Below are 24,191 nucleotides of genomic sequence, written 5' to 3' on the forward strand. Positions count from 1 at the left end.
CCTTTCCTGTGTTGAACCGGGGCTGCGGTTTGATGTAAGCGGATAGGGTCCGCAAGGGGCCAAGGCAAGAGGGTGCGCATGTTAAAGGTTGTGAACAGGTTGAAACCGGCGTCCAGAACGCTTGTCTTTACAGCCTGTCTGGCGGTGGCCAGCGCTTGTACACCGATTTTCGAGAATCACGGCTATATCCCTCCGGCAGAGGAACTGGCCGAGATAAAGGTCGGCGTCGATACCCGCGACAGCGTGATCGAGGCGGTTGGCGCTCCCAGCTCCTCTGGTGTAGTGCGGGATTCGGGTTTCTACTATGTGCGCTCGAAGGTGCGCCACTACGGCCCCAAGCGCCCCGAAGTGGTCGAGCGTCAGTTGGTTGCGATCAGCTTTGACCAGCGAGGCGTGGTCCGAAATATCGAGCGCTTTGGTCTGGAAGACGGTATTATCGTGCAGCTTGATCGGCGTGTCACCGACTCGAGCATCGAGGGCACGGGCTTTTTGCGTCAGCTTCTGGGTAATATCGGCAACTTCAATCCGGCAAACATTCCAGGCGCGACCAACTAATTCGTGGTTCTGTCTTGCCGTCGTCATGGGACGGTCACACATAGTGTGATACCCACGCGACAAGTTGAAACGGGTCGGCAACCGCGGAGGATGCGACCATGGCTCTATTGCTTGGCAAAGGCCGATATCGCGCGCGTCTGGCGCAAGACGAACAGGATCTGAGGGCGGCTCAGCGGCTACGCACTCTGGCCTTTGCGACGGATCAAACCGACTGTGACGCGTTTGATCCGATCTGTACCCATATCCTGGTCGAGGATACCAGATCAGACGGGCACCTGGTGTGCTGCTTTCGCATGTTCACGATGGAACATGGGGCCGAGGTCGGTCGCAGCTATTCCGCTCAGTTTTACGATTTGTCCGCACTTGAGGATTTTCAGGGGCGGATGATCGAAATGGGGCGGTTCTGCATCCATCCCGATTGGACTGATCCCGATATCCTGCGCGTGGCCTGGGGGGCGATGACGGCCTATGTGGATCAGAACAACATCGAAATGCTATTTGGCTGTTCATCTTTTGCTGGCACCGAGACAGACAAGTATCTGGACGCGTTCGCCATGCTGAAACACCGGCATTTGGCGCCGAAACGCTGGCTGCCGAGGGTCAAGGCGCCCGACGTGTTCCGCTTTGCCGCGCGGTTGCGGCGGCGGCCTGATGCGAAAAAGGCGATGCTACGGATGCCACCCTTGCTGCGCACCTATCTGATGATGGGTGGCTGGGTCAGCGATCATGCGGTGGTCGACCGGCATATGAACACGCTGCACGTGTTCACCGGGCTGGAAATCGGGGCGATTCCTCCGGCGCGCAAACGGCTGCTGCGTTCGGTCGCCGGGTAATCATCGTTGACGCCTGTGCCCTGCCGGTTTAGCTGGCGGGCATGGCGAGAATTCCTTTGTTGCAGATGTCCGGCATTTCCCTGACCTTTGGGGGCGATCCGGTGTTTTCCGAGCTTGATCTGGTGGTTCAACCCGGCGACCGTGTGGCGCTGGTGGGGCGCAACGGGTCCGGCAAATCGACCCTTATGAAAGTGATGGCTGGTCTGGTCGAACCGGACAAGGGCGACATCGTTGTGCCTCCGGGCAAGTCGGTCGGCTATATGGAGCAGGACCCGGGCATGGAGGGCTTTGCCACGCTGGGCGACTATGCCTCCAGCGGGCTAGAGCCGGGCGAACTGTATAAAGTCGAGCGCGCAGGCGAGGGGTTGAAGTTTGATCCGGCGCGCCCGGTTGAAACCGCCTCGGGCGGCGAACGTCGCCGTGCAGCACTGGCCAAGCTGATGGCAGAAGCGCCCGACCTTATGCTGCTGGACGAACCGACCAACCATCTGGATATCGAGGCGATTGCCTGGCTTGAACGCGAATTGGGCGGGACCCGTGCGGCTTATGTGCTGATCTCGCACGACCGCGCCTTTTTGCGTGCTTTGACCCGTGCGACTCTGTGGATCGACCGGGGCGCGGTGCGGCGGCAGGAACAGGGGTTTGATGCGTTCGAGGCATGGCGCGACAAGATCTGGGAAGAAGAGGATCAACAGCGCCACAAGCTGAACCGCCTGATCAAGTCCGAGGCGAAATGGGCCGTCGAAGGCATCAGCGCCCGCCGCAAACGCAATCAGGGCCGGGTGCGGGCCTTGCAAGCGTTGCGGGCCGAAAAATCGGCGCAGATCAAACGTCAGGGCTCGGCCGCGATGACGCTTGAGGCGGGGCCGAAATCTGGGCGAAAAGTGATCGAAGCCAAAGGCTTGGCCAAGGCTTTTGATGCAAAACCCATCGTGCGCAATTTTGACCTGCTGGTGCAGCGCGGCGATCGCGTGGCCTTTGTGGGCCCCAACGGCGTGGGGAAGACCACGCTGCTGAAAATGCTGCTGGGGCAGGAAAACCCGGATGAGGGTTCGGTGTCTTTGGGCACCAACCTTGAAGTCGCCGTCTTCGATCAGACGCGCGCCCAGCTGGACCCCGAGATGACCCTGTGGGACAGTCTGACCGGCGACCCCGAGATGCGCGTGTCCGGCAAGGCCGATCAGGTTATGGTGGGCGGACAGCCTAAACATGTGGTTGGCTACCTCAAGGAGTTCCTGTTCGATGAACGGCAGGCGCGGGCGGCGGTCAAATCCCTCTCGGGCGGCGAGAAAGCGCGGCTTTTGCTGGCCAAGCTGATGGCCAAGACGTCCAATTTGCTGGTGCTGGACGAACCGACCAACGATCTGGACGTGGAAACGCTGGACCTGCTGCAAGAGCTGCTGGATGATTATGACGGCACCGTTTTGTTGGTCAGCCACGACCGCGATTTTCTGGACCGTGTCGCCACGACGACCATTGCGATGGAAGGTAACGGCCGCGCCACTGTCTATGCGGGCGGTTGGTCGGATTACATCGCGCAGCGCGGCGATCTTCTGCCCAAGAAGGAAGAGAAATCAAAACCTTCCAAGCCGAAGATCAAGCAAGAGGCGCAGCCGAAGGCGGGTCTGTCCTTCTCGGAAAAACATCGCCTTGAAAAACTGCCTGCCGAAATGGAACGGCTTGAGGCCGAGATCGGCAAGCTTGAGGAACTCATGTCCGACCCCGAGCTGTTCACCCGCGAACCTGTGAAATTCCAGAAAGCAACCGAGGCTTTGGTCGAGCGGCAGGAAAAACTCGCTGCTGCTGAAGAGGAATGGCTGATGCTGGAAGAAAAGGCCGAGGGCGCTTAGGCTGGCAGAGCGCGGGCTGGGTTTCCAACCACGGTCTGCCCGGCGGCGACGTCCTTAGTGACCACGCTGCCCGCGCCGATGGTGGCATTGTCGCCGATGGTGATACCGGGCAACAGGATTGCTCCGCCGCCGATCCAGACATGTTTGCCGATTGTGACAGGTAAACCAACCTCCAGCCCCTGCGCGCGGTCTGCCGGATCTTTGGCATGTTGGGCGCAATAAATCTGCACATGGGGCCCGAACATCGTATCGTCGCCGATCCGGACCGGAGCCGTATCCAGAACGACGCAGCCGGCGTTGAAATAAACTCTGTCACCCAGACGAATGTTCATCCCATAGGCACAGTGAAACGGTGCCTCTAGCAAACAGTCCGCGCCCACATGACCCAAGAGGGTACGGAGTTCCGGCCCCATGTCGGTGCGCCGGTCCGGTGGGCTGGTGTTGTGCGCATGAACGGCGCGCCTGGCCTGATCGCGCAAGGCGTTCAGTTCCGGGTCCAGACAACAATACCACTGCCCGGCCTCCATTTTCTCGCGCTCGGTCATGGCGCTGGTTTACCGCATCCTGAGCGCACCGTCGATGCGGATGACCTCTCCGTTCAGATAGCCCATTTCCACGATGAACCCGGCCAGCCGCCCATATTCCTGCGGGTCGCCTAGGCGGGCGGGGTTGGGCACATCAGCGGCCAGCTGTTGCTGTACTTCTTCTGGCAGCCCAGCCAGCATGGGGGTCATGAAGATGCCCGGCGCAATTGCCATCACACGAATACCCAAGGACGCCAGATCGCGCGCCATGGGCAGGGTCATGCCTACGACCCCGCCTTTCGAAGCCGCATAAGCGGCCTGGCCTTTTTGTCCATCAAACGCAGCGATTGAGGCGGTGTTGATGATCACTCCGCGCGCGCCATCGGGTTCGGGGTCATTCTTGGCCATCTCGACCGCCGCCAGGCGGGATACGTTGAATGTGCCGACTAAGTTGATGTCTATGGTGCGTTGAAACGCGTCCAGAGGATGTGGGCCCTCTCGTCCAACTGTCTTGACGCCCACAGCGATCCCGGCGCAGTTCACGGCTGCGGTAATGCGTCCCATTCGCTCAACTGCGAAGGCCATTGCTTTGGAAACAGATGCTTCGTCGGTGACGTCCGTTGGTATGAAATGGCCACCGATCTCGGCTGCGACCTGCGGGCCACGGTCGGCATCGCGATCCAGAATCGTTACCTGCGCGCCCTTATCCGCGAAATGGCGTGCTGTTGCTTCGCCCAGTCCCGAGGCGCCTCCGGTAATCACGGCGGCGCTGTTCGATAGCTGCATTGCAGGTTCCTCCGAGTGATATGAACAAGTGTTCATTAACTTGGCAACCCCCTTGGTGTCCAGTGATCGAGCATGGGTTTGTTATGTCTTGGGCGCAAAACCTAAAGGTATTCTCATATTCGGTTAATCCGCCTTTCACGCCCAATCGCCACTTCGTGACTGAGGAAATTCGCGAATTCGAGTGTTTTGAAATTGGAGGTGCTGTGATGCGAAATTTTTTGAAAGGTAGTGCTTGCGGGCTGCTTGTCGTCCCGTTGGCTGGAGTAATTTATGTAGGCGAGGTCGCTGCTGCGACAGAGACCTGTAACTGGAAAACGGCGCGCGACGCGACCAAAAGAGGAGACTATGCGTCTCTGTGCGAATGCGCGCAAGTAACACCCAGCTTTCTTGAACGTCTGCAGCGACAGGCGGATTTCGATACCACGCTGCAGGTCACCAGCGAACAATGCCCAGGCCTAACGGGTTTGCTGACCGATCTTCCGACTGCTTCGATAGGTGCAACGGGTTTGAACGGAGAAAGCCGCAGCAGCGACCAGTTCGCGGATGCTGTTCCCGGAGCAGGGGGCGGCGGCCCCGGTAATGGCGGCGGCGACGATGGCCCCGGTAATGGCGGTGGCGGCGATGGCCCCGGTAATGGCGGCGGCGGCGATGGCCCCGGTAATGGCGGCGGCGGCGATGGCCCCGGTAATGGCGGCGGCGGCGATGGCCCCGGCAATGGTGGCGGCGGCGATGGCCCCGGTGATGGCGGCGGCGGCGATGGCCCCGGCAATGGCGGTGGCGGCGACGGTCCCGGTAACGGCGGCGGCGGCGATGGTCCCGGTAATGGCGGCGGTGGCAACGGCGGCAACAACGGAGGCCCTGGTAACGGCAATGGCAATGGTGGCAACCCCGGAAACGGTGGTGGCAACAACGGGGGTTCTGGTCCGGGCACCGGCAACGGCGGCGGTAACAATGGGCAGGGCGGCGGCTCTGGAAACGGCGGCGGCAACGGAAATGGCGGAAACAACGGAGGCGGTAACGGCGCTGGCGGTCAGGGGAACGGAGGCAACAATGGTGGCCCCGGTAACGGTAATGGAAACAACGGTAACCCCGGCAATGGCGGCGGCAACACTGGCGGTTCCGGCCCCGGCACCGGTAATGGCGGCAGCAACAATGGTCAGGGCGGCGGCTCGGGCAATGGAGGTGGTGGCAATGGCAACGGTGGGAACAATAGCAACCGTTGATCCGGCCCACATCTGAAACGTTAACGGCCACCCCGAAGGGTGGCCGTTTTTTTGAACAAATGCTGAGTTTTAGCCGAGTTTGATTACAGCGTGGCGTTTCTTTCCTGCGGACAACTTGAGTCTAACGTCTTTTGTCGTTTTCAAAATTTCCCCATTAGACCCCACTAGACGAGCGTGAAAATCACCTGTTGCCGTTCGGTAGATTTGAAATTTTGAACCCGTGTCGGTCAAGGGGGCGTCGTCCACTTTAGCACCATTTTCGGTGATAAGCCGCTTTGCTTCTTTCCCAGACTTGACCAGACCGGATTTAACAATGAGTTGGACGATAGACATCCCATCCATCAGTTCATCTGCTCCGACAGTCAGGGTCGGAAGGTCATCGCCCACACCGCCTTTTTCGAAGACCTCACGCGCGGTTGCTTCGGCTGTAGCTGCGGCCTCGGCCCCGTGCAGCAGGGTCGTGACTTCGTTGGCGAGGCGGATTTTGGCTTCGTTGATCTCAGACCCTTGCAGCGCAGCCAAGCGGTCGCATTCATCGACGGGCAGTTCGGTGAAGATTTTCAGGAAACGCCCTACATCCGCGTCGGTGGTGTTGCGCCAGAATTGCCAGAATTCATACGCGCTGAGCATGTCTCCGTTCAGCCAGACGGCTCCGCCCTGCGACTTGCCCATCTTACGTCCGTCGCTGGTGGTCAGCAGGGGCGTGGTCAGGCCGTAGATCTCGTGATCCAATACGCGGCGGGTCAGGTCGATACCGTTGACGATATTGCCCCACTGGTCCGATCCACCCATCTGCAGAACGCAGCTATAGCGGCGGTTCAGCTCTAGGAAGTCATAGGCTTGCAGGATCATGTAGTTGAATTCGAGGAAGCTCAGCGATTGTTCGCGGTCCAGCCGCGATTTCACGGACTCGAAAGACAGCATCCGGTTGACCGAGAAATGCCGCCCGATATCCCGCAGGAAATCGAGGTAGTTCAGGCTGTCCAGCCATTCCGCATTGTTCAGCATCAGCGCGCCGGTCTCGCTGTCATCATAGGACAGGTACTTGGCGAACACCTTTTGCATCCCGGCGATATTTGCGTCGATCTGTTCAGGGCCCAGCAGGGGGCGTTCATCCGACCGGAACGAGGGGTCGCCCACCTTGGTGGTGCCGCCGCCCATCAGAGTGATCGGCTTGTGGCCGGTCTTTTGCAGCCAGCGCAGCACCATGATGTTCATCAGGTGGCCCACATGCAGAGACTGCGCCGTTGCGTCATAGCCGATATAAGCTGTTTGCACCCCGCTGATCAGCGCCTCGTCAAGGCCCTGATAATCGGTGCAGTCGGCGAGAAAGCCGCGCTCGATCATCGTGGCGATGAAATCCGATTTGGGGTGGTAGGTCATATCCGTGCCCTTTGGGTTTATGTTGCGGGGCACTGTATAGGCGCGGCTTCAGGTAAGGAAAAGGCACGTTTTGCACGAAAAGCGCGGGCCGCGCCCGATGTGGCTTGCACTGTCTTCGCGTTACCGTGCAGGTTGAGGCCAACGCGCCGGATCAACGGGCGTGACGAACACGAGGGCAAACATGGGTCGGGCGATCAGCAAAACGGGCGCAGTCAGGGCATTGGGCGCCATGTCGGGCACGTCTCTGGACGGTGTTGATACGGCTGTGGTCGAAACCGATGGTGTGCGCATTCTGGGCTTTGGTCCCAGCGGATACCGGGCCTATTCAGATGCCGAGCGCGCCGTTTTACGGGCCGCGCTGGGCCAGTGGTACGGGCCAGACGTCGACGCCGCTGCCGAGCTGGTGACGGTTGCCCATGCCGAGGCGCTGTCCGAGTTCGATGAGATCGACCTGATCGGCTTTCACGGCCAGACCCTGGCGCATGAGCCGCGCGGGCGTGGGACGTTGCAGGTGGGCGACGGCGACGGTCTGACTCAGGCGCTGGGTGTTCCGGTCGTGTGGGATTTCCGCAGTGACGATGTGGCGATGGGGGGCGAGGGTGCTCCGCTGGCGCCGTTCTTCCATTTTGCCTGCGCTAAGTGGATCGGCGCGACCGAACCTCTGTGCTTCCTGAACTTGGGCGGGGTGGGGAACCTGACCTATGTGGACCCCAGCTTTGACGGCCCCGAAGCCCCCGGCGCGCTGCTGGCCTTTGACACCGGCCCGGCCAATGCGCCCGTGGATGACCTGATGCAGGCGCGGCTGGGTCTGCCGATGGACCGGGACGGCGCGTTGGCCCGCCAAGGGTCGGTCGAGGCGGGCGCGCTGGAGTTGTTCCTGTCCGAGCCCTTCTTCAACAAGATGCCCCCCAAATCGCTGGACCGGAACGATTTTGCCGAGATGATCCGACTGGTGCAGGAACTCTCGGACGCCGATGCCGTGGCGACCCTGACCGGCATGTGCGCCGCAGGCGTGATGCAGGGGATGGAGCATTGCCCCAAACCCCCTGCGCGTGTGCTGGTGACGGGCGGGGGCCGCCGCAACCCGGTTCTGATGGACATGCTGCGCGCGGGCCTCGATTGCGCGGTCGAGCCGGTCGAGGCCGTGGGGCTGGACGGAGATATGCTGGAGGCCCAAGCCTTCGCCTACCTCGCCGTCCGCGTGGCGCGGGGCCTGCCGACCTCATGCCCCGGAACCACAGGCGTCAGCGCGCTTGTCGGTGGAGGCGTGGTGAGTAGCGTCGCCGCAAGCTGAGCCGGTTGTATTTTGAGGTACAACCTATAAGTTAGTTGGCATGTTTTCGGTTTTGAGTTTTCGTTTTGTGTATGTGCCTGCATCGGCGTGTTTGTTTGTTTTGGCGAGCGTGGGAATAACCAAGGGCGCGGACCAAAAAATTTCTTTTCGTCAGTATATCGGTGGAGTCGAAGCTACACCGTTGTTGTATGAAAACGAGTCCGGGTGCGAAGCGCCCAAAAGGCTTGTTTCGATAACGTTTCTAAAGGAATATGAAGCCCTTGGCACTAACTACGATCCGTTTTTACCACCAGAGTCGCGCCGTAAACCGGTCACTGTAAGACGGTCGGGCAAAATTGAAGACGACAAAACTGTTACACGAAGCGCAATAACTGTTTCGAGTGCGCGGTTTTCGAACACGGATACAGCTAGGGAGGAGTTTCGGAAGGCCAGCACCCTTAACTTGAGTGGTAAGCTCTTTTTTTGCGAATATAGCGGATTTCTTGCTTTTGTGCGCGCAACAATTGAGTTGACGGGAGACCTTGGAGATTTCACCGCCCGATCAGATTGGGTGTTGGAGCCATCCACTGATCAACTGCGGATAGGGTATGGAAGTACCAATCTGCTTTCCGAAGAAGGTGAAATAGAATCCACGGGCATATTTCCATTCGATTTTTACGACGGTAACAGTCCTGGACGTTTTTACATCGAGTTTTTTTCAGCGGATGTTCCCTTCGACCGAAAGAATGGCGGGGACGCGATGCCAGTGGATGTTCGGGCATTTGTGGATTTTGATATCGTGCTGGCGAGCAACATAGATGAATAGCCGAGCATTTCTCTTGTGTGGCGTATTGTTCATCGCGCTAGGCCAAATTGTTCACGCGCGCGAATGGAAGGTCGTCCCACCAGAAACACCCGACTCCAACGTTTCCATGCAGGTGGCGGGGCATGCTTGCCCAGAACATTTCGACCCGGTTTCATTGTCTGCGGAACTGAGGGGTTTTCAAAAAAATCCAATTGAAGACAAAAGACCGGGCAATTTTGTCCCCGCAGGGTCCAGTCGGGTGAGGCCAGAAGGCGCACCAGATCTCGATACGCATGTCGCGGTGACGGCGTGTTTGTATCGGTCATATTTTCTTCCAATCCAAGCAAGCGTGACGTTTCTTGGCGATTGGGGCGAGGAACGGAAAGAAGCGCTTGAAATCCAACTGAGCGCTGAGAGTCAAGAAGATGGCCTTCGGCTGGAATACAACACTTACTTGTTGAGCGGGAGCCGTGCTTTGGATGGTCTGAGGGATGTCGATAAAGAAGCGATTGAGGCCAATGTGGCTGGATTTCTGGTCTTTCGCTTCGGGTATGATCCTGTGCGCTTGACTGGGGAAAATCACGATGGCGATTTGGTTCATCTGAAATCCGCAAATTTCAGCTTTTTTGTTCCGATTTTCACAGATTAATCTGCACTACCGCCCAATCGACCGCCCATACTCCACCGAAAACGCGCGATACCCGTCTGACGTCGATTTCAAATGCGCTCGGGTCCACCTGTGCAACGCGGGAAGCTGGTGGAAGGGGACATTCGGAAAGGCGTGGTGCTCGGCGTGGTAGGGCATGTTCCATGCCAGAAAGCGGATCAGGCGGTTGGTGAAAGTGGTGCGGGAGTTCTCGAGCATATTCGCAACCGGCGGACAGAGCCCGTGCTCGGCCAGAAGGTACAGCCTCAGAAAGGGCTGGCCGACCAGAACAGGCAGCAGCCAAAGCCACCACAGCAGGGGTGATACAAACAGGCTGACAAGCGCTAGGGCGTAGAGGCCCAGCAGCAGCCGCGCCTCCAGCCGCATGGCTTTGTGTTGGCGTGTCGGCAGATAGGGCGCGTTGATCTGGCCACGGGCATTTTGCACCAGAACCTGCGCCATGCCGCGCCAATAGGGCCAGCCGCTGAGGTAAATCAGCAGGCTGGGCCAGTTGTCGGGCTTGGGTTTGCCGCCCAGTTCGGGATCATTCTCGGGGTGGTTGGTCCATTTGTGATGGGCCAGATGAAAATAACGGAACCAGACAAAGGGCAGGGCAATCGGGACCGCCACCAGATGGCCCACGACCTCATTCATCCAAGGGGATTTGAACGGCGTCTTGTGCGTGCATTCATGGCTGAGGGTGAACAGGAACACCAGCAGGATACCCTGAGGCAGGATCAGCAAAGGCCATAAAGGCACCCGCGCGATGATGCCGATACTGGTGGCAGACAAGGCCAGCACATACAGCGCCAGATGCCGCAGCCCGGCCGAGTTGGACCGCTCTTGCAGTTTGTCTTTCGCCTCGGCTGGAATGGACGCGATGAGAGCGCGGTGGTCCATGGCTTAGCCCTTGGGGATATCGAAACCGGGCGCGGCCAGCTCGAAGCCGTCGAACTCGAACCCCGGAGAAACCGTGCAACTGACCAGAGTATAGGCACCGGTGCTGCGCGCGGCCTGCCAGTGGTTTTTGGGAACGATCAGTTGCGGCGCGCCTTGGGTCAGGTCGGGGGACAGGAAGTGTTCGGTCGCCGGGCCGTCATCCGAGGCGCTGAGCGACAGGATCAGCGGATCACCGGCGTGATACAGCCAGATCTCGGTCGCGTCGACGCGGTGCCAGTGGCTGCGCTCACCCTCGGCCAGAAGGAAGTAGATACAGGTACCGGTGGCGCGACCCGCATTGTCGGCGCGCCATGTCTCGCGGAACCAGCCGCCTTCGGGGTGCTGTTGCAGGTTCAGGTGGTCGATAATCTCTTGTGCGGTCATGGGGCCCTCGGGGTGTTTGGGGCGATTATGCACGGGATCGCGCGATCCGCTATGGTATTCGCGCAGAGGAGGAATATGTTTGCCGCATGACCCTGACGATCCCGTTTGACAACAGCTACGCCCGCCTTCCCAACAGCTTTTACGCTCGGCAGGCCCCGGTGCCAGTGAGAGCGCCGCAACTGATCGCCTTTAACAGCGATCTTGCGGCGATCCTTCGTGTGAGCCCTGGTGAGGTTCAGGATATGGCCGAAGCCTTTGCCGGGAATACGCTACCCGAGGGGGCAGAGCCAATCGCACAGCTTTATTCGGGGCATCAGTTCGGCAACTACAATCCCCAGCTGGGAGACGGCCGCGCGGTGCTTTTGGGCGAGACTGTCGGAACAGACGGCGTGCGCCGTGATATTCAGCTGAAGGGGTCGGGCCCCACGCCTTTCAGCCGTCAAGGGGACGGGCGCGCATGGCTGGGGCCTGTGCTGCGTGAATACGTGGTATCCGAGGCGATGCACGCGCTGGGCATTCCCACCACACGAGCTCTGGCGGCTGTCGAGACCGGAGAGATCGTGCTGCGCGAGGGCCCAATGCCCGGCGCTGTCCTCACCCGTGTTGCGCGCAGTCATTTGCGTGTGGGGACGTTTCAGGTTTTTGCTGCGCGGGGACAGTTGGACAGCCTGCGCCGCCTGACCGAATACGCGATTGAACGTCACTACCCACAAGCCGATGGACCGATGGGCCTGTTGCGCGCCGTCGTACAGGTGCAGTCCGAGTTGATTGCCGCATGGATGAGTGTTGGTTTCATCCATGGGGTGATGAACACCGACAATTGCTCGATCGCCGGAGAGACCATCGACTACGGCCCTTGCGCGTTCATGGACAGCTATCACCCCAATACGGTCTACAGCTCGATCGACCGGATGGGGCGCTATGCCTATTCGAACCAGCCCGACATCGCTGTCTGGAATCTGGCTCAACTGGCCACCGCCTTGATCCAGCAGATGGAGGACAAGGACGCGGCGGTTGAGGAAGCGACCGAGATTATTCACGCTATGCCCGACCTGTTGCAGCAGAACTGGTTAGTGCGTTTCCGGTCCAAGATCGGCCTTGCGAACGAAGAGGATGGCGATCAGGAATTGATCTCGGACCTGTTGGCACGGATGGCGCAGGGGCAGGCGGATTTCACCAATACGTTCCGCGCGCTGGGTAGTGACGCGGCGCGGGATCAATTCGCAGATCCTCAGGCATTCGATGCATGGTCTGAGGGGTGGCACTCTCGCTTGGAACGCGAGGACGACCCAAAGGCAACCATGTCCGCTGCGAACCCGGCCTTTATTCCCCGCAATCACCGGATAGAACAGATGATACAAGCGGCGGTGCAGGGTGACTATGCGCTGTTCCAGCGGTTGAATGACGTTCTTTCACGCCCCTATGAAGACCAGCCCGAGGCAGTTGACCTGACACACCCGCCGTCAGAGGCTGAGGTCGTTCACGCCACGTTCTGCGGCACCTGAGGGCGGCCCAGAATCTGGAATTGCAGACAAGCCTCTGACACGTCGATGGGCAAGGTCGGTGATATCAGCCCACTATCCGCCAGCATGACGGATTCGCGTTTGAGCTGGATTTCACGTCCGGATTCCGACTTCACATAGGTGCCCGATGTGCTGCGATCCGACAGGATCAGCTTGCCATCCTTCATGGTCAAAACCATGTGCAGGCGGGACACCCATGGTTGGCTCAGTACCACGTCGCAATCCGGTGAACGGCCTATCTTTAACTCGCCATTGTCCTGACACCGCCATGAGCGGTCCTCGTGGGACACAACAAGCGTCAGCCCCTCGGGTGCGTTGAAATGCGCCTCGGTTCGACCATAAGACAAGGGCAACCGCGTCTGGGTGAAAGTGCTCATGGTCGGGCTGATCAGAGAATGCGCGGCGAATAGCTCGGTCAGACCCTTGAGGTTTAACCGACCCAGTGGTTTGAGCATGCGGCGCAGGGAATCCGGCAACAATCTGGCGGCATCTTCACTGACGCATGCCTCACCGGGATTTGCCGCCGTTGCAAGGCGGGCGGTGATATTTACGGCCTCGCCATACACCCCTTTTTCGGCCAAAACGATCTGTCCGGAGTGGACGCCCACATGAACGGACAGAGAGGTTTCAGGCGATCCCTCGATCAGCTCCAGCACTGCGTTTATTGCGGCATTGGCATCCAGAAAGTAGCTAAGGACATCGTCCCCCTTCTGCCCAACCTGCGTGCCGCCATGTTGGCGCAACACATGTCTCAACCGATCCAGTTCGAGTTGGATCAACCTTTGGGCTTCTGTGTCCCCGACAGCCTTGTAGAGCGGCGTGCTTCCCGAGATGTCGGCAATTACCAGAGTGGCGAAGGTGGTTTCCACGTGAAATCCTTGGGTTCGGTTTGCGGCACTCTAGCTGCGCAGTACAGTTTGCACACACGATTTGCACTTGTTTAACGCAGTTTGTGGCGAAATTCTCCTTTGAAAGTTGTTCTGTGTCTAACTCTTGGAAATTTCATGTTGCGCTGGGCGCAGGGCGTGGCACTGTTGGGGCTGATAATCAGCCCCGAACGCTATGACCTCTCTGCCCACATTGCGCATTGCCAGCTACAACATTCAGAAATGTGTCGGTTTGGATTTCCGCCGACAGCCACAGCGTATCATGCAGGTCATTGATAGCATGAAGGCGGATATCGTTGTTCTGCAAGAGGCCGACAAACGCCTGCCGCCGCGCCCGGCAGCCCTGCCGCACTTCATGTTGGACGAGGCCGGTTGGGAGATTGTCGATCTTGGAGGGGCGGGTAGTCTGGGCTGGCATGGCAACGCCGTGATCTGGAAAGGCGGTGCGATTGAGGTGCGTCAGACAGGCCATCACGATCTGCCGGGGCTGGAACCGCGAGGTGCGGTCAGAGTCGAATTTGATACCCCCATCGGCCCTTTGCGGGTCATGGGGATGCATCTGGGTCTATTGCCGGCATCGCGCCGACAGCAAATTACTCATATCCGCCGTTGTGACGAAGACCTGCACGATATGCCCACGGTTTGGGCTGGTGATTTCAATGAATGGTCGCGCCAGCCAGTACTGGACCATCTGGCGCCGGATATGCGGTTCCTGCCTCCGGTTCCCAGCTTTCCCGCCGCACAGCCTTTGGGCGCGTTGGATCGCATCGCGCTGGGCGCAGGGCTTGAGGCGGTGGTGCATGGTGTCCACGATGCGCGGCCTGCGCATATTGCATCGGATCACTTGCCCATCTGGGCTGATCTGCGGCGCGTGGCCTAAGATACAATTCCCCTGTGGCGCAGAGTGCGCAGACGTATTAAGACAGAGAACCGAATATATCCCCGAGGGTCACTCATGTCCGATACGATCATCGCCCGTTGCGAAGCCAAGGGCCTGCGCATGACAGGTCAGCGTCGTACAATTGCGCAGGTGCTGCAACAAAGCGAAGATCATCCGGATGTCGAAGAACTATATGCCCGCGCCTCAAAGGTCGATGCGGGGATTTCCATCGCCACGGTCTATCGCACTGTAAAACTGTTCGAAGAGGCAGGGATTCTGGAGCGCCTGGAATTCGGCGACGGTCGCGCGCGGTATGAGGATGCTGAACGGGATCACCATGACCACCTGATCGACATGCAAACGGGTCAGGTCATTGAATTCGTAGACCCCGAGATCGAAGCGCTGCAGGAAAAGATTGCCGCCAAGCTGGGCTATAAGCTGAAAGGTCACCGACTGGAGCTGTACGGCGTTCCGCTGGAACAAGACTGATTCATCACGAATCCCGAACGGTGTTCGCACGCGAATTCATGTTTCTCGTGTGGATATCTCTTGCCTGAGTGATGGGCTTTCGATTTCTGTGAAGGGGCGGACAGCGCTTTTCTGACGGAACGGATCATGAATAACGTAAACGGCATTTTATTGGTCGTCGGCGCAATGGCGGCCTTTGCGCTTGAGGATATGTTCATCAAGCACCTTTCGGTATCAGTTCCGACCGGTCAGATCATGATTCTTTTGGGCGCGGTCTGTGGATTGGTCTTTGCCATTATGGCAGTCGGTACACGCAAACGGATCTTTGATCGGGCTGCGTGGCGACCCTTGCCACTTATCCGTGCAGGCAGCGAAGGGGTCGGTGCGATTGCTTTCGTGACCGCGCTGGCTCTGGTCGATTTGTCCACGGTGGCTGCGGTATTTCAGGCCATGCCGCTGGCCGTCACTGTCGGGGCGGCGCTGTTTTTGGGGGAACAGGTCGGCTGGCGCAGGTGGAGCGCGGTAGGCGTCGGGTTTCTTGGCGTTTTGATGATCATCCGACCGGGGCTTGAAGGGTTTCAGCCCGAGACCCTGTTAGTCGTTATCAGCGTTGTTTGCATTGCCGCGAGGGATCTGATCACGCGTCGATTGGATGCCGACATTGCGTCGTCGGTTGTGGCTCTGCAGGCTTACATCGCGGCGATTTTGGGTGGGCTGGTGCTTATGGTAGTTCAGACGCAACCGCTTGTCCCACTTGGTTCTGCGCAGATGGCGCCGCTGATCGGGGCCGTCATCTTCAGTGTCATCGGCTACTATGGCATCGTCACCGCTATGCGAGTGGGCGATGCGTCGGCGCTGACTCCGTTCCGCTACACGCGATTGGTTTTTTCGATTGCCGCCGGCATGATCATGTTTGGAGAGCGGCCGGACCTGATGACGATTGCAGGAGCCTCGCTCATCCTTGGCTCGGGCCTTTACACTTTCCTGCGGGAACGTCGTTTGGCGCGGGATATGGCCGCTGTGGCCTGACGGATCGTCGCAGGTTTGCGCAAACACCTGCCGTGAATCATGTTAGCGATAACATGCGTGGTTTACTTTTTACCTCGTGATGCTATGAGGCGTGCAACTTATTGCAGCCACAGGGACGGGCCTCATGAGCACGATTATCGACATCCACGCACGCGAAATTCTGGACAGCCGGGGCAACCCGACGGTCGAGGTGGACGTGATTCTGGAAGACGGCACCATGGGTCGGGCGGCTGTGCCCTCGGGCGCGTCCACAGGGGCCTATGAGGCGGTGGAAAAGCGTGACGGTGACAAGGCGCGCTATATGGGTAAGGGCGTGCTGGAAGCGGTTGCTGCCGTGAACGGTGAGATTGCCGAGGAGCTGGTGGGTTTCGACGCGACTGAACAGGTTGCCATCGACCAGGCGATGATAGAACTGGACAGGACCGAGAATAAGGGCCGTCTGGGCGCAAATGCCATTTTGGGCGTGTCGCTGGCCACAGCCAAGGCGGCGGCGGACTTTACCACTCAGCCTTTGTACCGCTATGTCGGCGGCACCTCTGCCCGCGTTCTGCCGGTGCCGATGATGAACATCATCAATGGTGGCGAGCATGCGGATAACCCGATCGACATTCAGGAATTCATGATCATGCCGACCTCGGCCAGCAATATCCGCGAGGCGGTGCGCATGGGGTCCGAAGTGTTCCACACACTGAAAAAAGAACTGTCCTCAGCCGGTCTGGCCACCGGTGTCGGTGATGAGGGCGGCTTTGCACCGAACATCGCCTCGACCCGCGAGGCACTGGATTTCATCCTGAAGTCCATCGAAAAGGCGGGCTACAAGCCGGGTGAGGAAATCCATCTGGCGTTGGATTGCGCTGCCACGGAATACTACAAAGACGGTAAATACGTGCTCGCGGGCGAGGGGATCACGCTTACGTCCGAGGAAAATGCGGCCTATTTGGCAGCGCTGGTCAAGGACTACCCGATCATCTCGATCGAAGACGGCATGTCCGAGGATGACTGGGACGGTTGGAAAGCTCTGACCGACGCCATCGGCAACGAGGTGCAACTGGTGGGTGACGACCTGTTCGTGACCAACCCCGAACGTCTGGCCGAAGGCATTGATCGCGGCTGCGCCAACTCGATGCTGGTTAAGGTGAACCAGATCGGCTCGCTGACCGAAACGCTGCGCGCCGTCGATATGGCGCACCGTGCGCGCTACACCAACGTGATGTCCCACCGCTCGGGCGAAACCGAGGACGCCACCATTGCCGATCTGGCCGTGGCGACGAACTGTGGTCAGATCAAAACCGGCAGCCTCGCGCGCTCGGACCGGTTGGCCAAGTATAACCAGCTGATCCGCATCGAAGAGTCACTGGGTGAAGTGGCCGAATACGCCGGGGCGTCGATCCTGAAGCGCTGATCAGCGTAAAACAGATAAATCTGACCCGGTCTTTCAAGGGAGGGCCGGGTTTTTCGTTTTGAAACCCGAATCCTGTGGCAACTAGAGAGCTGTGTGCCTTTAGTCGCACCCCCGAAGTACGCTGCCGGGCCGTTCTTGTTCGCCTCAAAATTGCAGTCAGGTGACGCTAGGTAAAGATTCTTCAATTATTTCTAGAAAAATTGTGCTTCGATTCTAATCCCTTGGCAGAAGATTGAGGCCATAACCCCAATTATGTGTGAACTTTTACCTATTAGCGAGACCCTGCCGCCAAGTATCTTGGAGGAACTACAGAAAAGGAGAATACCATGTCAGGTTCGAAATTCCTTCTCGCGGTTTCGTTGATCGGTACTGTTTTCATGGCGGCCTGTTCGGCGCCCGGAGTGTACCCAATTTCAGGTCAGTCGGTCTCGACTTCCGACCCCGTGAAGAACATGGATTCCCCCACCTATATGTACAGCGGTGAAATGCGCTAAGGCGCGTTCTCCGGGGGGCTGAACAAACAATTGCTATCAGAGCTTTTTGCTCATCAAAACATACCGATCGCGCGGTTTGAAGCCGGTGCGCAGATATAATCTCTGCGCGGTTTCATTGGTGCGGTCGACCTCAAGATGCAAAGCGGTTAGCCCGGCTCCGGCCAGGGCTTTCGGCAAATCTAACAGGACTTCTGTGGCGATGCCGCGCCCGCGCACTGCGGGGCGGATGTAAATCTCGTCGATGAAAGCATCCATGCCGCCAAACTCGACGGACCAGCCAAAGGTCAGAATGGCGTATCCCAGCGGTGCGCGCGCGGGGCCGATCAGGTAGACGCAACCATGGGGAATGCCCTCTAGCAACGGTGCCAGTGCGCTGCGTCGGTGATCGCTATCCTGTTCGATGCCAGCCTCGGCGTGAAAGGCGGCCACGAGGCCCATGAGACGGTCCAGATCCTCGGGCCGGGCGAGCTTCAGTGCAGCGCTCATAGTCGTGCCAACCGTTCGGTGAGCAGGTCAAAGAACCCCTGCGCGTCAACGTCACCCATGAACATGGCGTTCGCAGGGCGATCTGTGACGCGCCACCAATCGGCTACGGTCATCCCCAGTGTCAGCTCTGATTGGGTTTCGATCTCGACATTGATGTGACGGCCCGAGAACAGCTCGGGGCGGATCAGATAGGCGGTGACGCAGGGATCATGCAGGGGTGCACCCTCCGATCCGTATTTTTCCTTGTCGAACCGTTCGAAGAAATCAGTCATCTCGGCCACTGCGTGTCCGACCTTGCTGTCGAGCGCGCGGAAGGCGTCGTTGCGATGTGGCGTGACCAGCGCGTCATGGGTCACGTCCAGTGGCATAACGACGATGGACGCGCCGGATTTGAACACGATATCAGCGGCTTCTGGGTCGACATAGATATTGAATTCCGCCGCCGGAGTGATGTTGCCGACCTCAAAATACGCCCCACCCATCAGGACGATTTCCTGTATGCGGTCGACGATATCTGGGGCCTTGGTGAAGGCCGTCGCGATATTGGTGAGGGGGCCCAGCGGGCACAGTGTCACCGTGCCCGGTTCCTGCACGCGCAGGGTGTCGATGATGAAATCGACCGCGTGCCCTTGGGCCAGCGGCATTTGCGGATCGGGCAGAACGGGACCGTCCAGGCCGGTTTTGCCGTGCACATGTTCTGCCGTAACCAAGGGGCGGTTCAGTGGCCGATCACAACCTGCATAAACCGGCACGTCCGTGTGGCCGGCCAGTTCGCAGACGATGCGCGCGTTCTTGGCGGTCAGCTCCAGCGGTACGTTTCCGGCGACAGCGGTGATGCCCAGCACGTCGATCTCATCCGGGCTGGCCAGCGCCAACAGGATGGCGACGGCGTCGTCCTGACCGGGGTCGGTGTCGATAATGATTTTGCGCGGCATGGGGGTCTCCGAGGGGCTAGAAGCGCGGACACTCGCAAGTGTCACAGCACTTGTCCAGCGGTTTCAGGCCCCGCTGGGCACATCCACCGGCGGGAGTTTGCCATTGGCGCGATGCTCCTCGGTTTTCACCTCGTCCCACAGCGCGTCCATCTCAGCCAGATCGCTTTGGCCGGGCGTTTTGCCACGTGCGGCCAGACGCGCCTCGACCTGTTCGAAACGACGGGTGAACTTGGCGTTGGTGCGGCGCAGGGCGGCCTCAGGCTCGATCCCCAGATGACGGCCCAGATTGACGATCACGAACAGCAGATCGCCGAATTCATCTTCGAGCGCGTCGGCATCCATGCTGTCGCGGGCCTCTTCCAGCTCGGCGGCTTCTTCGGTGATCTTGGCCAATACATGGCTGGCATCGGGCCAGTCGAACCCCACGCGGGCCGCGCGCTTTTGCAGCTTATGGGCGCGCAAAAGGGCAGGCAGGTTGGCCGCAACGCCGTCCAGCGCGCCTTTCTGCTCTTTTCCCGCACGTTCAGCGGCTTTGATCGTCTCCCAATCCAGTGTCTGCTGTTCGGCCGACTTGTCCCGGGATTCGTCACCGAATACGTGCGGGTGACGCGCGACCATCTTGTCCGACATGGTGCGGACCACGTCCTGAAAGGTGAAATGCCCGGCCTCTTCGGCCATTTGTGCGTGAAAGACCGATTGGAACAGCAGGTCGCCCAACTCTCCCTTCAGTTCGTCATAAGCCTCGCGCTCGATGGCATCGGCGACCTCATAAGCCTCTTCGATCGTATAGGGGGCGATGGTCGCAAAATCCTGTTCGATATCCCACGGGCAGCCGGTTTGCGGGTCACGCAGGCGGCGCATGATTTCCAGCAAACGCTCAATCCCGGCGTCGCTATCGTGGATCAGAGGATTTTCGGCCATTGCGAACCCTTTCGTTCCGGTGTCAGATGCATCCATTCCGCAGACCGCTACAGGAGTCCACCCCAGATGCCCGTCGTCAACCGAATTGCCGATTTTGCCGCCGATATGACCGCGTGGCGGCAGCACCTGCATTCGATCCCCGAATTGGAGTTTCAGTGCCACCAGACAGCAGCTTTTGTCGCCGACCGGCTGCGCGAGTTTGGTGTAGATGAAATACATGAGGGCATCGCTACAACCGGTATCGTCGCAATCATCAATGGGCAGGCCGAGGGGGCGACGATCGGATTGCGCGCCGACATGGATGCGCTGCCGATCCCGGAAGAAACGGGCGTGGACTATGCCTCGAAACATCCCGGTAAGATGCATGCCTGCGGTCATGACGGGCATACCACGATGCTGCTGGGTGCAGCCCGTTATCTGGCCGAGACGCGAAACTTCGCGGGCCGCGTGGCGTTGATCTTTCAACCTGCCGAGGAAGAGGGCGGCGGCGCGGACATTATGGTTCAGGAAGGTATCATGGACCGGTTCGACATCGCGCAGGTCTATGCGCTGCACAATGCTCCAAACCTGCCCGAAGGCGCTTTTTACACCACGCCTGGGCCGATCATGGCCGCGGTTGATACGTTTCACGTTCACATTCAGGGCGTGGGCGGTCATGGCGCCATGCCCCACGAAACCCGCGATCCGGTGATGGCCGCCTGTGGCATTGCGCAGGCGCTGCAGACCATCGTCAGCCGCAATCATCACGCGCTGGACGATCTGGTGGTTTCGGTCACCCAAATTCATACCGGCACGGTTAACAACGTCATTCCCGACACGGCCTATATTAACGGCACCGTGCGCACCTTTGACCCGGAGGTGCAGAAGATGGTGATGGAACGCATGGCGCAGATCGTTGCCGGGCAGGCGGCCTCATACGGGGTTGAGGCCGAGCTGGATTACGAGGTCAACTATCCCGCCACCATCAATGATGCCGGCAAGGCCGGATTTGCCGCTGAGGTGGCCCGCGAAATCTCGGGCGAGGGGCTGGTGATCGAGAACATGACCCGCAACATGGGGGCCGAGGATTTCTCGTACATGCTGAACGCGCGACCGGGGGCCTATCTGAATCTGGGGCAGGGCGAGGGTGCCGGGCTGCACCATCCGAAATACAACTTCAACGACGAAATCGCTCCCGTGGGGGCTTCGTTCTTTGCGCGGATCGTCGAAAAGGCACAGCCGCTGGGCTGAACAGGGAAAAGGCATGGCACTGGAAGACGCAAAAACTCAGGTGGATGAGGCATTCACCAACCCCGACCTCAAGGGGCTGTCGTTCGAGAATACATTTGGTGGGGCGACGTCGTTCCTGCGGCGGCTTTACACAAAGGATCTGAAGGGCGTGGATATCGCCGTGACGGGCGTGCCGTTCGATCAGGCGGTAACGAACCGCCCCGGCACAAGGCTGGGTCCGCGCGCCATGCGTGAGGCGAGCGCGCTGCAGTCGCCGGATGCGCCTTATGGTTGGCCCTTTGATGCGCTCAGCGAGCTGGCCATCGTGGATTATGGAGATATGGCCTACGACTATGCCAATATTCCGGCCTTTCCCGATACGCTCACAGATCATATCCGAACCATCCTGAATGCCGATGTGGCCTCGGTCGCGTTGGGTGGTGATCACTATATCAGCTTCCCGATCCTGAAGGCTTATGCCGAGAAATACGGGCCTATGTCGCTGCTGCAATTCGATGCGCATACGGACACATGGGCCGACGATGATATGTCGCGGGTCGACCACGGGACAATGTTCTACAAGGCCGTAAAATCTGGGATCGTGGACCCGAAGCGGTCGGTGCAGGTAGGTATCCGCACCACGAACGAGGATACTCTGGGCGTCAACATCATCGACGCGCGAGAGGTTTACGAATCCGGCCCTGCCGCTGTTGCGCAAAAGATCAAATCCATTCTGGGCGACAGCCCCGTTTACCTGAGTTTTGACATCGACGGCTTGGACCCGGCGTTCGCGCCTGGCACCGGGACTCCCGTCTGGGGTGGGCTGAGTTCCATTCAAGCCCAGATCATCCTGCGCGACATTGCCGGGATCAATATCAAGGGCGGCGATGTGGTCGAGGTCTCTCCGCCCTATGACACATCGGGCGCGACGGCGATTGCCGGGGCCCACGTAGCGACGCAGATTATTTGCCTTTTGGGGTGGAACAAGCTCATGCCTTAACCATTGGTTAGCCATCTTTCCGGTATCACCATAACCAAAAGGTCGGACGGGAGAGATACGGGCATGACAGACTTCAACCAACCCATCAGCGGCAATGATCTGGCGCGGTTTTCGGGGCCGAATACGTTCATGCGCCTGCCGCAGGCGGAGTCTCTGGCGGGGCTGGATGTGGCCGTTCTGGGCATCCCGATGGATATCGGCACCTCGTGGCGGTCGGGTACGCGGTTCGGGCCAAAACAGATCCGCGCCGAAAGCGCGATGATCCGTCCTTACAACATGGCCAGTTTTGCCGCGCCCTTCGACAGCCTCCAGATTGCGGATATCGGCGATCTGGCAATCAACACGTTTTCGTTGTCCGACAGTTTGAAAATAATACGCGAAAGCTATGACGCGATTCTGGCGCAAAACGTGACACCGGTTGCGATGGGGGGCGATCACTCGATCACCTTGCCGATTTTGCGGGCGATTGCGGCCAAACATGGGCCGGTCGCGCTGGTCCATGTGGATGCCCATGCTGACGTGAATGATGAGATGTTTGGTGAAAAGGAAACTCACGGTACCGTCTTCCGCCGCGCCTATGAAGAAGGGCTGATCGTCCCTGACAAAACCTTTCAGGTCGGTATCCGAGGCTCGGGCTATTCCGCGTCGGACTTCACCGAAGCCAAGGGCTGGGGATTCAAGCAGTTCCCTGCGTGGGAATTGTGGCAACAGAATCTAACCGTGACAGGCGCACAAATCCGAAAGGAAATAGGAGAGCATCCGGTTTACGTTTCCTTCGATATCGACAGTCTCGACCCATCCTTTGCCCCCGGCACCGGCACACCCGAGATTGCCGGTCTGACCACCCCACAAGCGTTGCAGCTGATTCAGGCTTTGCGAGGGATGAATGTGGCGGGGTGCGATCTGGTCGAGGTGTCTCCGCCCTATGACCCAACGGGGAACACGGCGCTGACCGCTGCCAACCTGCTGTTTGAAATGTTGTGCATTTTATCCGGAGTGACGTGACGGTACGGGGTGTCAAACCTTGCAGAGGGGGCACGTACCGGTAGTTTGCCCTCAAAGCAAAGGGATAAATTATGAAGATGGTTCTTTGGCTGATCGTGGGGGCGGTGATCGCACTTGGATTTTACATCCGACTTGCGCCCTCGGACCCTGCGCGCTGGCATGTGGCGGTTGCTGGTACTACGGATGAGGACATGCAGGGTGGGGTCATCCGCGTGGTCGAAACTGGGCCAGACGGCCTCGCAAAACTGGACGTGATAGCACAAGCCACACCGCGCACCACCGTTCTTGTCGGATCTGTCGAAGATGGAATGATCACCTATGTCACCCGTACCCAAGTAATCGGCTTTCCCGACTACACCACGGTTCAGCAGGATGGCGACGTTCTGCGCATCCATGCCCGTCTGCGCTTTGGGCGTTCAGATTTTGGGGTAAACCGAGACCGTGTTGATGGGTGGCTTGCCGCGCTCCAGCTCTGAGGACAAACACCCTTCCGAGACCTCGCGCCACATCGGGACGTTCAGGGACATCTGGCATTGCGCCATGAACATGCGGCCGTCCACTTGCAGGCAGATCATCTGGCCCAGATCCACGCGCGCGCCTGATTTGTCCGTGCAATAACAATCGCGTACCTTGCCGTCCGGCCCGACGTAGTCCGCCATGGCAGGTACCGCAAACAGCGATAAAATCAAAACCAACCCCTTCATGAGGGGTAGCTTAGCACAAGCTCGGCCCTTGACCAAAGCCGCAGATT

27 protein-coding genes are annotated in these 24,191 nt (G+C 59.1%); 17 read left to right on the forward strand and 10 right to left on the reverse strand.

The features are described 5' to 3' along the window. Positions 1-78 precede the first annotated feature (78 nt). From bamE to J7380_RS03010, 3 genes are all read left to right on the forward strand, one after another. Complete coding sequence (gene bamE, locus J7380_RS03000; RefSeq protein ID WP_209194411.1) at positions 79-555, forward strand: outer membrane protein assembly factor BamE; 477 nt, start codon at positions 79-81, stop codon at positions 553-555. 98 nt (positions 556-653) lie between these two features. Continuing rightward, the gene (locus J7380_RS03005) at positions 654-1,388 is read left to right on the forward strand and encodes a GNAT family N-acyltransferase (protein WP_209194412.1); all 735 of its coding nucleotides are present in this window, start codon (positions 654-656) and stop codon (positions 1,386-1,388) included. 41 nt (positions 1,389-1,429) lie between these two features. Beyond that, complete coding sequence (locus J7380_RS03010; RefSeq protein ID WP_247742360.1) at positions 1,430-3,238, forward strand: ATP-binding cassette domain-containing protein; 1,809 nt, start codon at positions 1,430-1,432, stop codon at positions 3,236-3,238. Here the strand turns inward: J7380_RS03010 and J7380_RS03015 are convergent. Continuing rightward, positions 3,235-3,783 (reverse strand): sugar O-acetyltransferase, encoded by a 549-nt coding sequence (locus J7380_RS03015; RefSeq protein WP_209194413.1) that lies wholly within the window; start codon positions 3,781-3,783, stop codon positions 3,235-3,237. The two genes, J7380_RS03010 and J7380_RS03015, sit on opposite strands and share 4 nt — an antisense overlap. Positions 3,784-3,792: 9 nt before the next feature. Then, a complete protein-coding gene (locus tag J7380_RS03020) occupies positions 3,793-4,548 on the reverse strand; it encodes a 3-hydroxyacyl-CoA dehydrogenase (protein WP_209194414.1) in 756 nt (251 codons plus the stop codon). Positions 4,549-4,754: 206 nt separating this feature from the next. On the opposite strand from J7380_RS03020, the gene J7380_RS03025 reads away from it, so the two are divergent. Beyond that, a complete protein-coding gene (locus J7380_RS03025) occupies positions 4,755-5,771 on the forward strand; it encodes a hypothetical protein (RefSeq protein ID WP_209194415.1) in 1,017 nt (338 codons plus the stop codon). 69 nt (positions 5,772-5,840) lie between these two features. Here the strand turns inward: J7380_RS03025 and tyrS are convergent, their stop codons facing one another. After that, a complete protein-coding gene (gene tyrS, locus J7380_RS03030) occupies positions 5,841-7,154 on the reverse strand; it encodes a tyrosine--tRNA ligase (RefSeq protein WP_209194416.1) in 1,314 nt (437 codons plus the stop codon). A 181-nt stretch (positions 7,155-7,335) separates the two neighbouring features. Here tyrS and J7380_RS03035 point away from each other — a divergent pair, with 181 nt between their 5' ends. From J7380_RS03035 to J7380_RS03045, 3 genes are read left to right on the forward strand one after another with little or no spacing between them, the layout of a single operon-like run. After that, the gene (locus J7380_RS03035) at positions 7,336-8,448 is read left to right on the forward strand and encodes an anhydro-N-acetylmuramic acid kinase (RefSeq protein WP_209194417.1); all 1,113 of its coding nucleotides are present in this window, start codon (positions 7,336-7,338) and stop codon (positions 8,446-8,448) included. Positions 8,449-8,488: 40 nt separating this feature from the next. Further along, positions 8,489-9,253 (forward strand): hypothetical protein, encoded by a 765-nt coding sequence (locus J7380_RS03040; RefSeq protein ID WP_209194418.1) that lies wholly within the window; start codon positions 8,489-8,491, stop codon positions 9,251-9,253. Next, a complete protein-coding gene (locus J7380_RS03045; RefSeq protein WP_209194419.1) occupies positions 9,246-9,881 on the forward strand; it encodes a hypothetical protein in 636 nt (211 codons plus the stop codon). Before J7380_RS03040 ends, J7380_RS03045 begins: the two co-directional genes overlap by 8 nt. A gap of 6 nt (positions 9,882-9,887) precedes the next feature. On the opposite strand, the gene J7380_RS03050 is transcribed toward J7380_RS03045, so the two are convergent. Together J7380_RS03050 and J7380_RS03055 are read right to left on the reverse strand one after the other, a co-directional pair. Beyond that, on the reverse strand, positions 9,888-10,778 hold the full coding sequence (locus tag J7380_RS03050; protein WP_209194420.1) for a fatty acid desaturase: 891 nt from the start codon (positions 10,776-10,778) through the stop codon (positions 9,888-9,890). A gap of 3 nt (positions 10,779-10,781) precedes the next feature. Continuing rightward, positions 10,782-11,201, reverse strand: a complete 420-nt coding sequence (locus J7380_RS03055) for a cupin domain-containing protein (protein WP_209194421.1) — start codon at positions 11,199-11,201, stop codon at positions 10,782-10,784. Positions 11,202-11,287: 86 nt separating this feature from the next. On the opposite strand from J7380_RS03055, the gene J7380_RS03060 reads away from it, so the two are divergent. Further along, positions 11,288-12,706, forward strand: a complete 1,419-nt coding sequence (locus tag J7380_RS03060; RefSeq protein WP_209194422.1) for a protein adenylyltransferase SelO — start codon at positions 11,288-11,290, stop codon at positions 12,704-12,706. On the opposite strand, the gene J7380_RS03065 is transcribed toward J7380_RS03060, so the two are convergent. Continuing rightward, the gene (locus J7380_RS03065; RefSeq protein WP_209194423.1) at positions 12,682-13,593 is read right to left on the reverse strand and encodes an adenylate/guanylate cyclase domain-containing protein; all 912 of its coding nucleotides are present in this window, start codon (positions 13,591-13,593) and stop codon (positions 12,682-12,684) included. The genes J7380_RS03060 and J7380_RS03065 overlap by 25 nt on opposite strands. A gap of 193 nt (positions 13,594-13,786) precedes the next feature. Here J7380_RS03065 and J7380_RS03070 point away from each other — a divergent pair, with 193 nt between their 5' ends. The 5 genes from J7380_RS03070 to J7380_RS03090 all read left to right on the forward strand — a co-directional run bounded on the left by J7380_RS03070 (position 13,787) and on the right by J7380_RS03090 (position 17,884). Continuing rightward, entirely contained in the window at positions 13,787-14,491 is a 705-nt protein-coding gene (locus tag J7380_RS03070; RefSeq protein ID WP_209194424.1) for an endonuclease/exonuclease/phosphatase family protein, read from the forward strand. Between the two features lie 75 nt (positions 14,492-14,566). Continuing rightward, the gene (locus J7380_RS03075; protein ID WP_170752731.1) at positions 14,567-14,980 is read left to right on the forward strand and encodes a Fur family transcriptional regulator; all 414 of its coding nucleotides are present in this window, start codon (positions 14,567-14,569) and stop codon (positions 14,978-14,980) included. A gap of 126 nt (positions 14,981-15,106) precedes the next feature. Continuing rightward, positions 15,107-15,988 carry a DMT family transporter gene (locus tag J7380_RS03080; protein WP_209194425.1) on the forward strand — a complete coding sequence of 294 codons (882 nt, stop codon included), beginning with the start codon at positions 15,107-15,109 and terminating at the stop codon, positions 15,986-15,988. Between the two features lie 124 nt (positions 15,989-16,112). Next, the gene (eno, locus tag J7380_RS03085; protein ID WP_209194426.1) at positions 16,113-17,390 is read left to right on the forward strand and encodes a phosphopyruvate hydratase; all 1,278 of its coding nucleotides are present in this window, start codon (positions 16,113-16,115) and stop codon (positions 17,388-17,390) included. A gap of 326 nt (positions 17,391-17,716) precedes the next feature. After that, positions 17,717-17,884 carry a hypothetical protein gene (locus J7380_RS03090; RefSeq protein WP_170354408.1) on the forward strand — a complete coding sequence of 56 codons (168 nt, stop codon included), beginning with the start codon at positions 17,717-17,719 and terminating at the stop codon, positions 17,882-17,884. Between the two features lie 36 nt (positions 17,885-17,920). Here the strand turns inward: J7380_RS03090 and J7380_RS03095 are convergent, their stop codons facing one another. From J7380_RS03095 to mazG, 3 genes are all read right to left on the reverse strand, one after another. Next, positions 17,921-18,370, reverse strand: coding sequence for a GNAT family N-acetyltransferase (locus J7380_RS03095; protein WP_209194427.1), 450 nt, complete (start codon positions 18,368-18,370; stop codon positions 17,921-17,923). Continuing rightward, on the reverse strand, positions 18,367-19,305 hold the full coding sequence (locus tag J7380_RS03100) for a nucleoside hydrolase (protein ID WP_209194428.1): 939 nt from the start codon (positions 19,303-19,305) through the stop codon (positions 18,367-18,369). The genes J7380_RS03095 and J7380_RS03100 overlap by 4 nt, the downstream gene beginning before the upstream one ends. 63 nt (positions 19,306-19,368) lie before the next feature. Continuing rightward, entirely contained in the window at positions 19,369-20,226 is an 858-nt protein-coding gene (mazG, locus tag J7380_RS03105) for a nucleoside triphosphate pyrophosphohydrolase (RefSeq protein WP_209194429.1), read from the reverse strand. 66 nt (positions 20,227-20,292) lie between these two features. Between mazG and J7380_RS03110 the strand changes: the two genes are divergently transcribed. The 4 genes from J7380_RS03110 (at position 20,293) to J7380_RS03125 (ending at position 23,916) form a co-directional block, all read left to right on the forward strand. Further along, positions 20,293-21,456: a M20 aminoacylase family protein gene (locus tag J7380_RS03110; protein ID WP_209194430.1), complete on the forward strand. Its 1,164-nt coding sequence runs from the start codon at positions 20,293-20,295 to the stop codon at positions 21,454-21,456. 13 nt (positions 21,457-21,469) lie between these two features. Further along, positions 21,470-22,435 (forward strand): agmatinase, encoded by a 966-nt coding sequence (gene speB, locus J7380_RS03115; RefSeq protein WP_209194431.1) that lies wholly within the window; start codon positions 21,470-21,472, stop codon positions 22,433-22,435. A 63-nt stretch (positions 22,436-22,498) separates the two neighbouring features. Next, positions 22,499-23,440 (forward strand): agmatinase, encoded by a 942-nt coding sequence (gene speB, locus J7380_RS03120; RefSeq protein ID WP_209194432.1) that lies wholly within the window; start codon positions 22,499-22,501, stop codon positions 23,438-23,440. A 71-nt stretch (positions 23,441-23,511) separates the two neighbouring features. After that, the gene (locus J7380_RS03125) at positions 23,512-23,916 is read left to right on the forward strand and encodes a DUF1499 domain-containing protein (protein ID WP_209194433.1); all 405 of its coding nucleotides are present in this window, start codon (positions 23,512-23,514) and stop codon (positions 23,914-23,916) included. On the opposite strand, the gene J7380_RS03130 is transcribed toward J7380_RS03125, so the two are convergent. After that, positions 23,857-24,144: a hypothetical protein gene (locus tag J7380_RS03130; protein WP_209194434.1), complete on the reverse strand. Its 288-nt coding sequence runs from the start codon at positions 24,142-24,144 to the stop codon at positions 23,857-23,859. The genes J7380_RS03125 and J7380_RS03130 overlap by 60 nt on opposite strands. Positions 24,145-24,191: the final 47 nt, after the last annotated feature.

This window comes from Ruegeria sp. R8_1, from assembly GCF_017743815.1.
GTDB classification, from domain to species: domain Bacteria; phylum Pseudomonadota; class Alphaproteobacteria; order Rhodobacterales; family Rhodobacteraceae; genus Ruegeria; species Ruegeria lacuscaerulensis_A.

Coding starts and splice junctions, on each gene's coding strand:
- mazG (WP_209194429.1), bottom strand. CDS start 20,226: ATGGCCGAAAATCCTCTGATCCACGATAGCGACGCCGGGATTGAGCGT.
- J7380_RS03050 (WP_209194420.1), bottom strand. CDS start 10,778: ATGGACCACCGCGCTCTCATCGCGTCCATTCCAGCCGAGGCGAAAGAC.
- J7380_RS03095 (WP_209194427.1), bottom strand. CDS start 18,370: ATGAGCGCTGCACTGAAGCTCGCCCGGCCCGAGGATCTGGACCGTCTC.
- J7380_RS03100 (WP_209194428.1), bottom strand. CDS start 19,305: ATGCCGCGCAAAATCATTATCGACACCGACCCCGGTCAGGACGACGCC.
- J7380_RS03020 (WP_209194414.1), bottom strand. CDS start 4,548: ATGCAGCTATCGAACAGCGCCGCCGTGATTACCGGAGGCGCCTCGGGA.
- J7380_RS03045 (WP_209194419.1), top strand. CDS start 9,246: ATGAATAGCCGAGCATTTCTCTTGTGTGGCGTATTGTTCATCGCGCTA.
- J7380_RS03075 (WP_170752731.1), top strand. CDS start 14,567: ATGTCCGATACGATCATCGCCCGTTGCGAAGCCAAGGGCCTGCGCATG.
- J7380_RS03035 (WP_209194417.1), top strand. CDS start 7,336: ATGGGTCGGGCGATCAGCAAAACGGGCGCAGTCAGGGCATTGGGCGCC.
- J7380_RS03055 (WP_209194421.1), bottom strand. CDS start 11,201: ATGACCGCACAAGAGATTATCGACCACCTGAACCTGCAACAGCACCCC.
- J7380_RS03040 (WP_209194418.1), top strand. CDS start 8,489: ATGTTTTCGGTTTTGAGTTTTCGTTTTGTGTATGTGCCTGCATCGGCG.
- bamE (WP_209194411.1), top strand. CDS start 79: ATGTTAAAGGTTGTGAACAGGTTGAAACCGGCGTCCAGAACGCTTGTC.
- J7380_RS03110 (WP_209194430.1), top strand. CDS start 20,293: ATGCCCGTCGTCAACCGAATTGCCGATTTTGCCGCCGATATGACCGCG.
- J7380_RS03090 (WP_170354408.1), top strand. CDS start 17,717: ATGTCAGGTTCGAAATTCCTTCTCGCGGTTTCGTTGATCGGTACTGTT.
- speB (WP_209194432.1), top strand. CDS start 22,499: ATGACAGACTTCAACCAACCCATCAGCGGCAATGATCTGGCGCGGTTT.
- J7380_RS03025 (WP_209194415.1), top strand. CDS start 4,755: ATGCGAAATTTTTTGAAAGGTAGTGCTTGCGGGCTGCTTGTCGTCCCG.
- J7380_RS03010 (WP_247742360.1), top strand. CDS start 1,430: ATGGCGAGAATTCCTTTGTTGCAGATGTCCGGCATTTCCCTGACCTTT.
- J7380_RS03125 (WP_209194433.1), top strand. CDS start 23,512: ATGAAGATGGTTCTTTGGCTGATCGTGGGGGCGGTGATCGCACTTGGA.
- J7380_RS03005 (WP_209194412.1), top strand. CDS start 654: ATGGCTCTATTGCTTGGCAAAGGCCGATATCGCGCGCGTCTGGCGCAA.
- J7380_RS03060 (WP_209194422.1), top strand. CDS start 11,288: ATGACCCTGACGATCCCGTTTGACAACAGCTACGCCCGCCTTCCCAAC.
- J7380_RS03130 (WP_209194434.1), bottom strand. CDS start 24,144: ATGAAGGGGTTGGTTTTGATTTTATCGCTGTTTGCGGTACCTGCCATG.
- eno (WP_209194426.1), top strand. CDS start 16,113: ATGAGCACGATTATCGACATCCACGCACGCGAAATTCTGGACAGCCGG.
- J7380_RS03070 (WP_209194424.1), top strand. CDS start 13,787: ATGACCTCTCTGCCCACATTGCGCATTGCCAGCTACAACATTCAGAAA.
- speB (WP_209194431.1), top strand. CDS start 21,470: ATGGCACTGGAAGACGCAAAAACTCAGGTGGATGAGGCATTCACCAAC.
- tyrS (WP_209194416.1), bottom strand. CDS start 7,154: ATGACCTACCACCCCAAATCGGATTTCATCGCCACGATGATCGAGCGC.
- J7380_RS03080 (WP_209194425.1), top strand. CDS start 15,107: ATGAATAACGTAAACGGCATTTTATTGGTCGTCGGCGCAATGGCGGCC.
- J7380_RS03015 (WP_209194413.1), bottom strand. CDS start 3,783: ATGACCGAGCGCGAGAAAATGGAGGCCGGGCAGTGGTATTGTTGTCTG.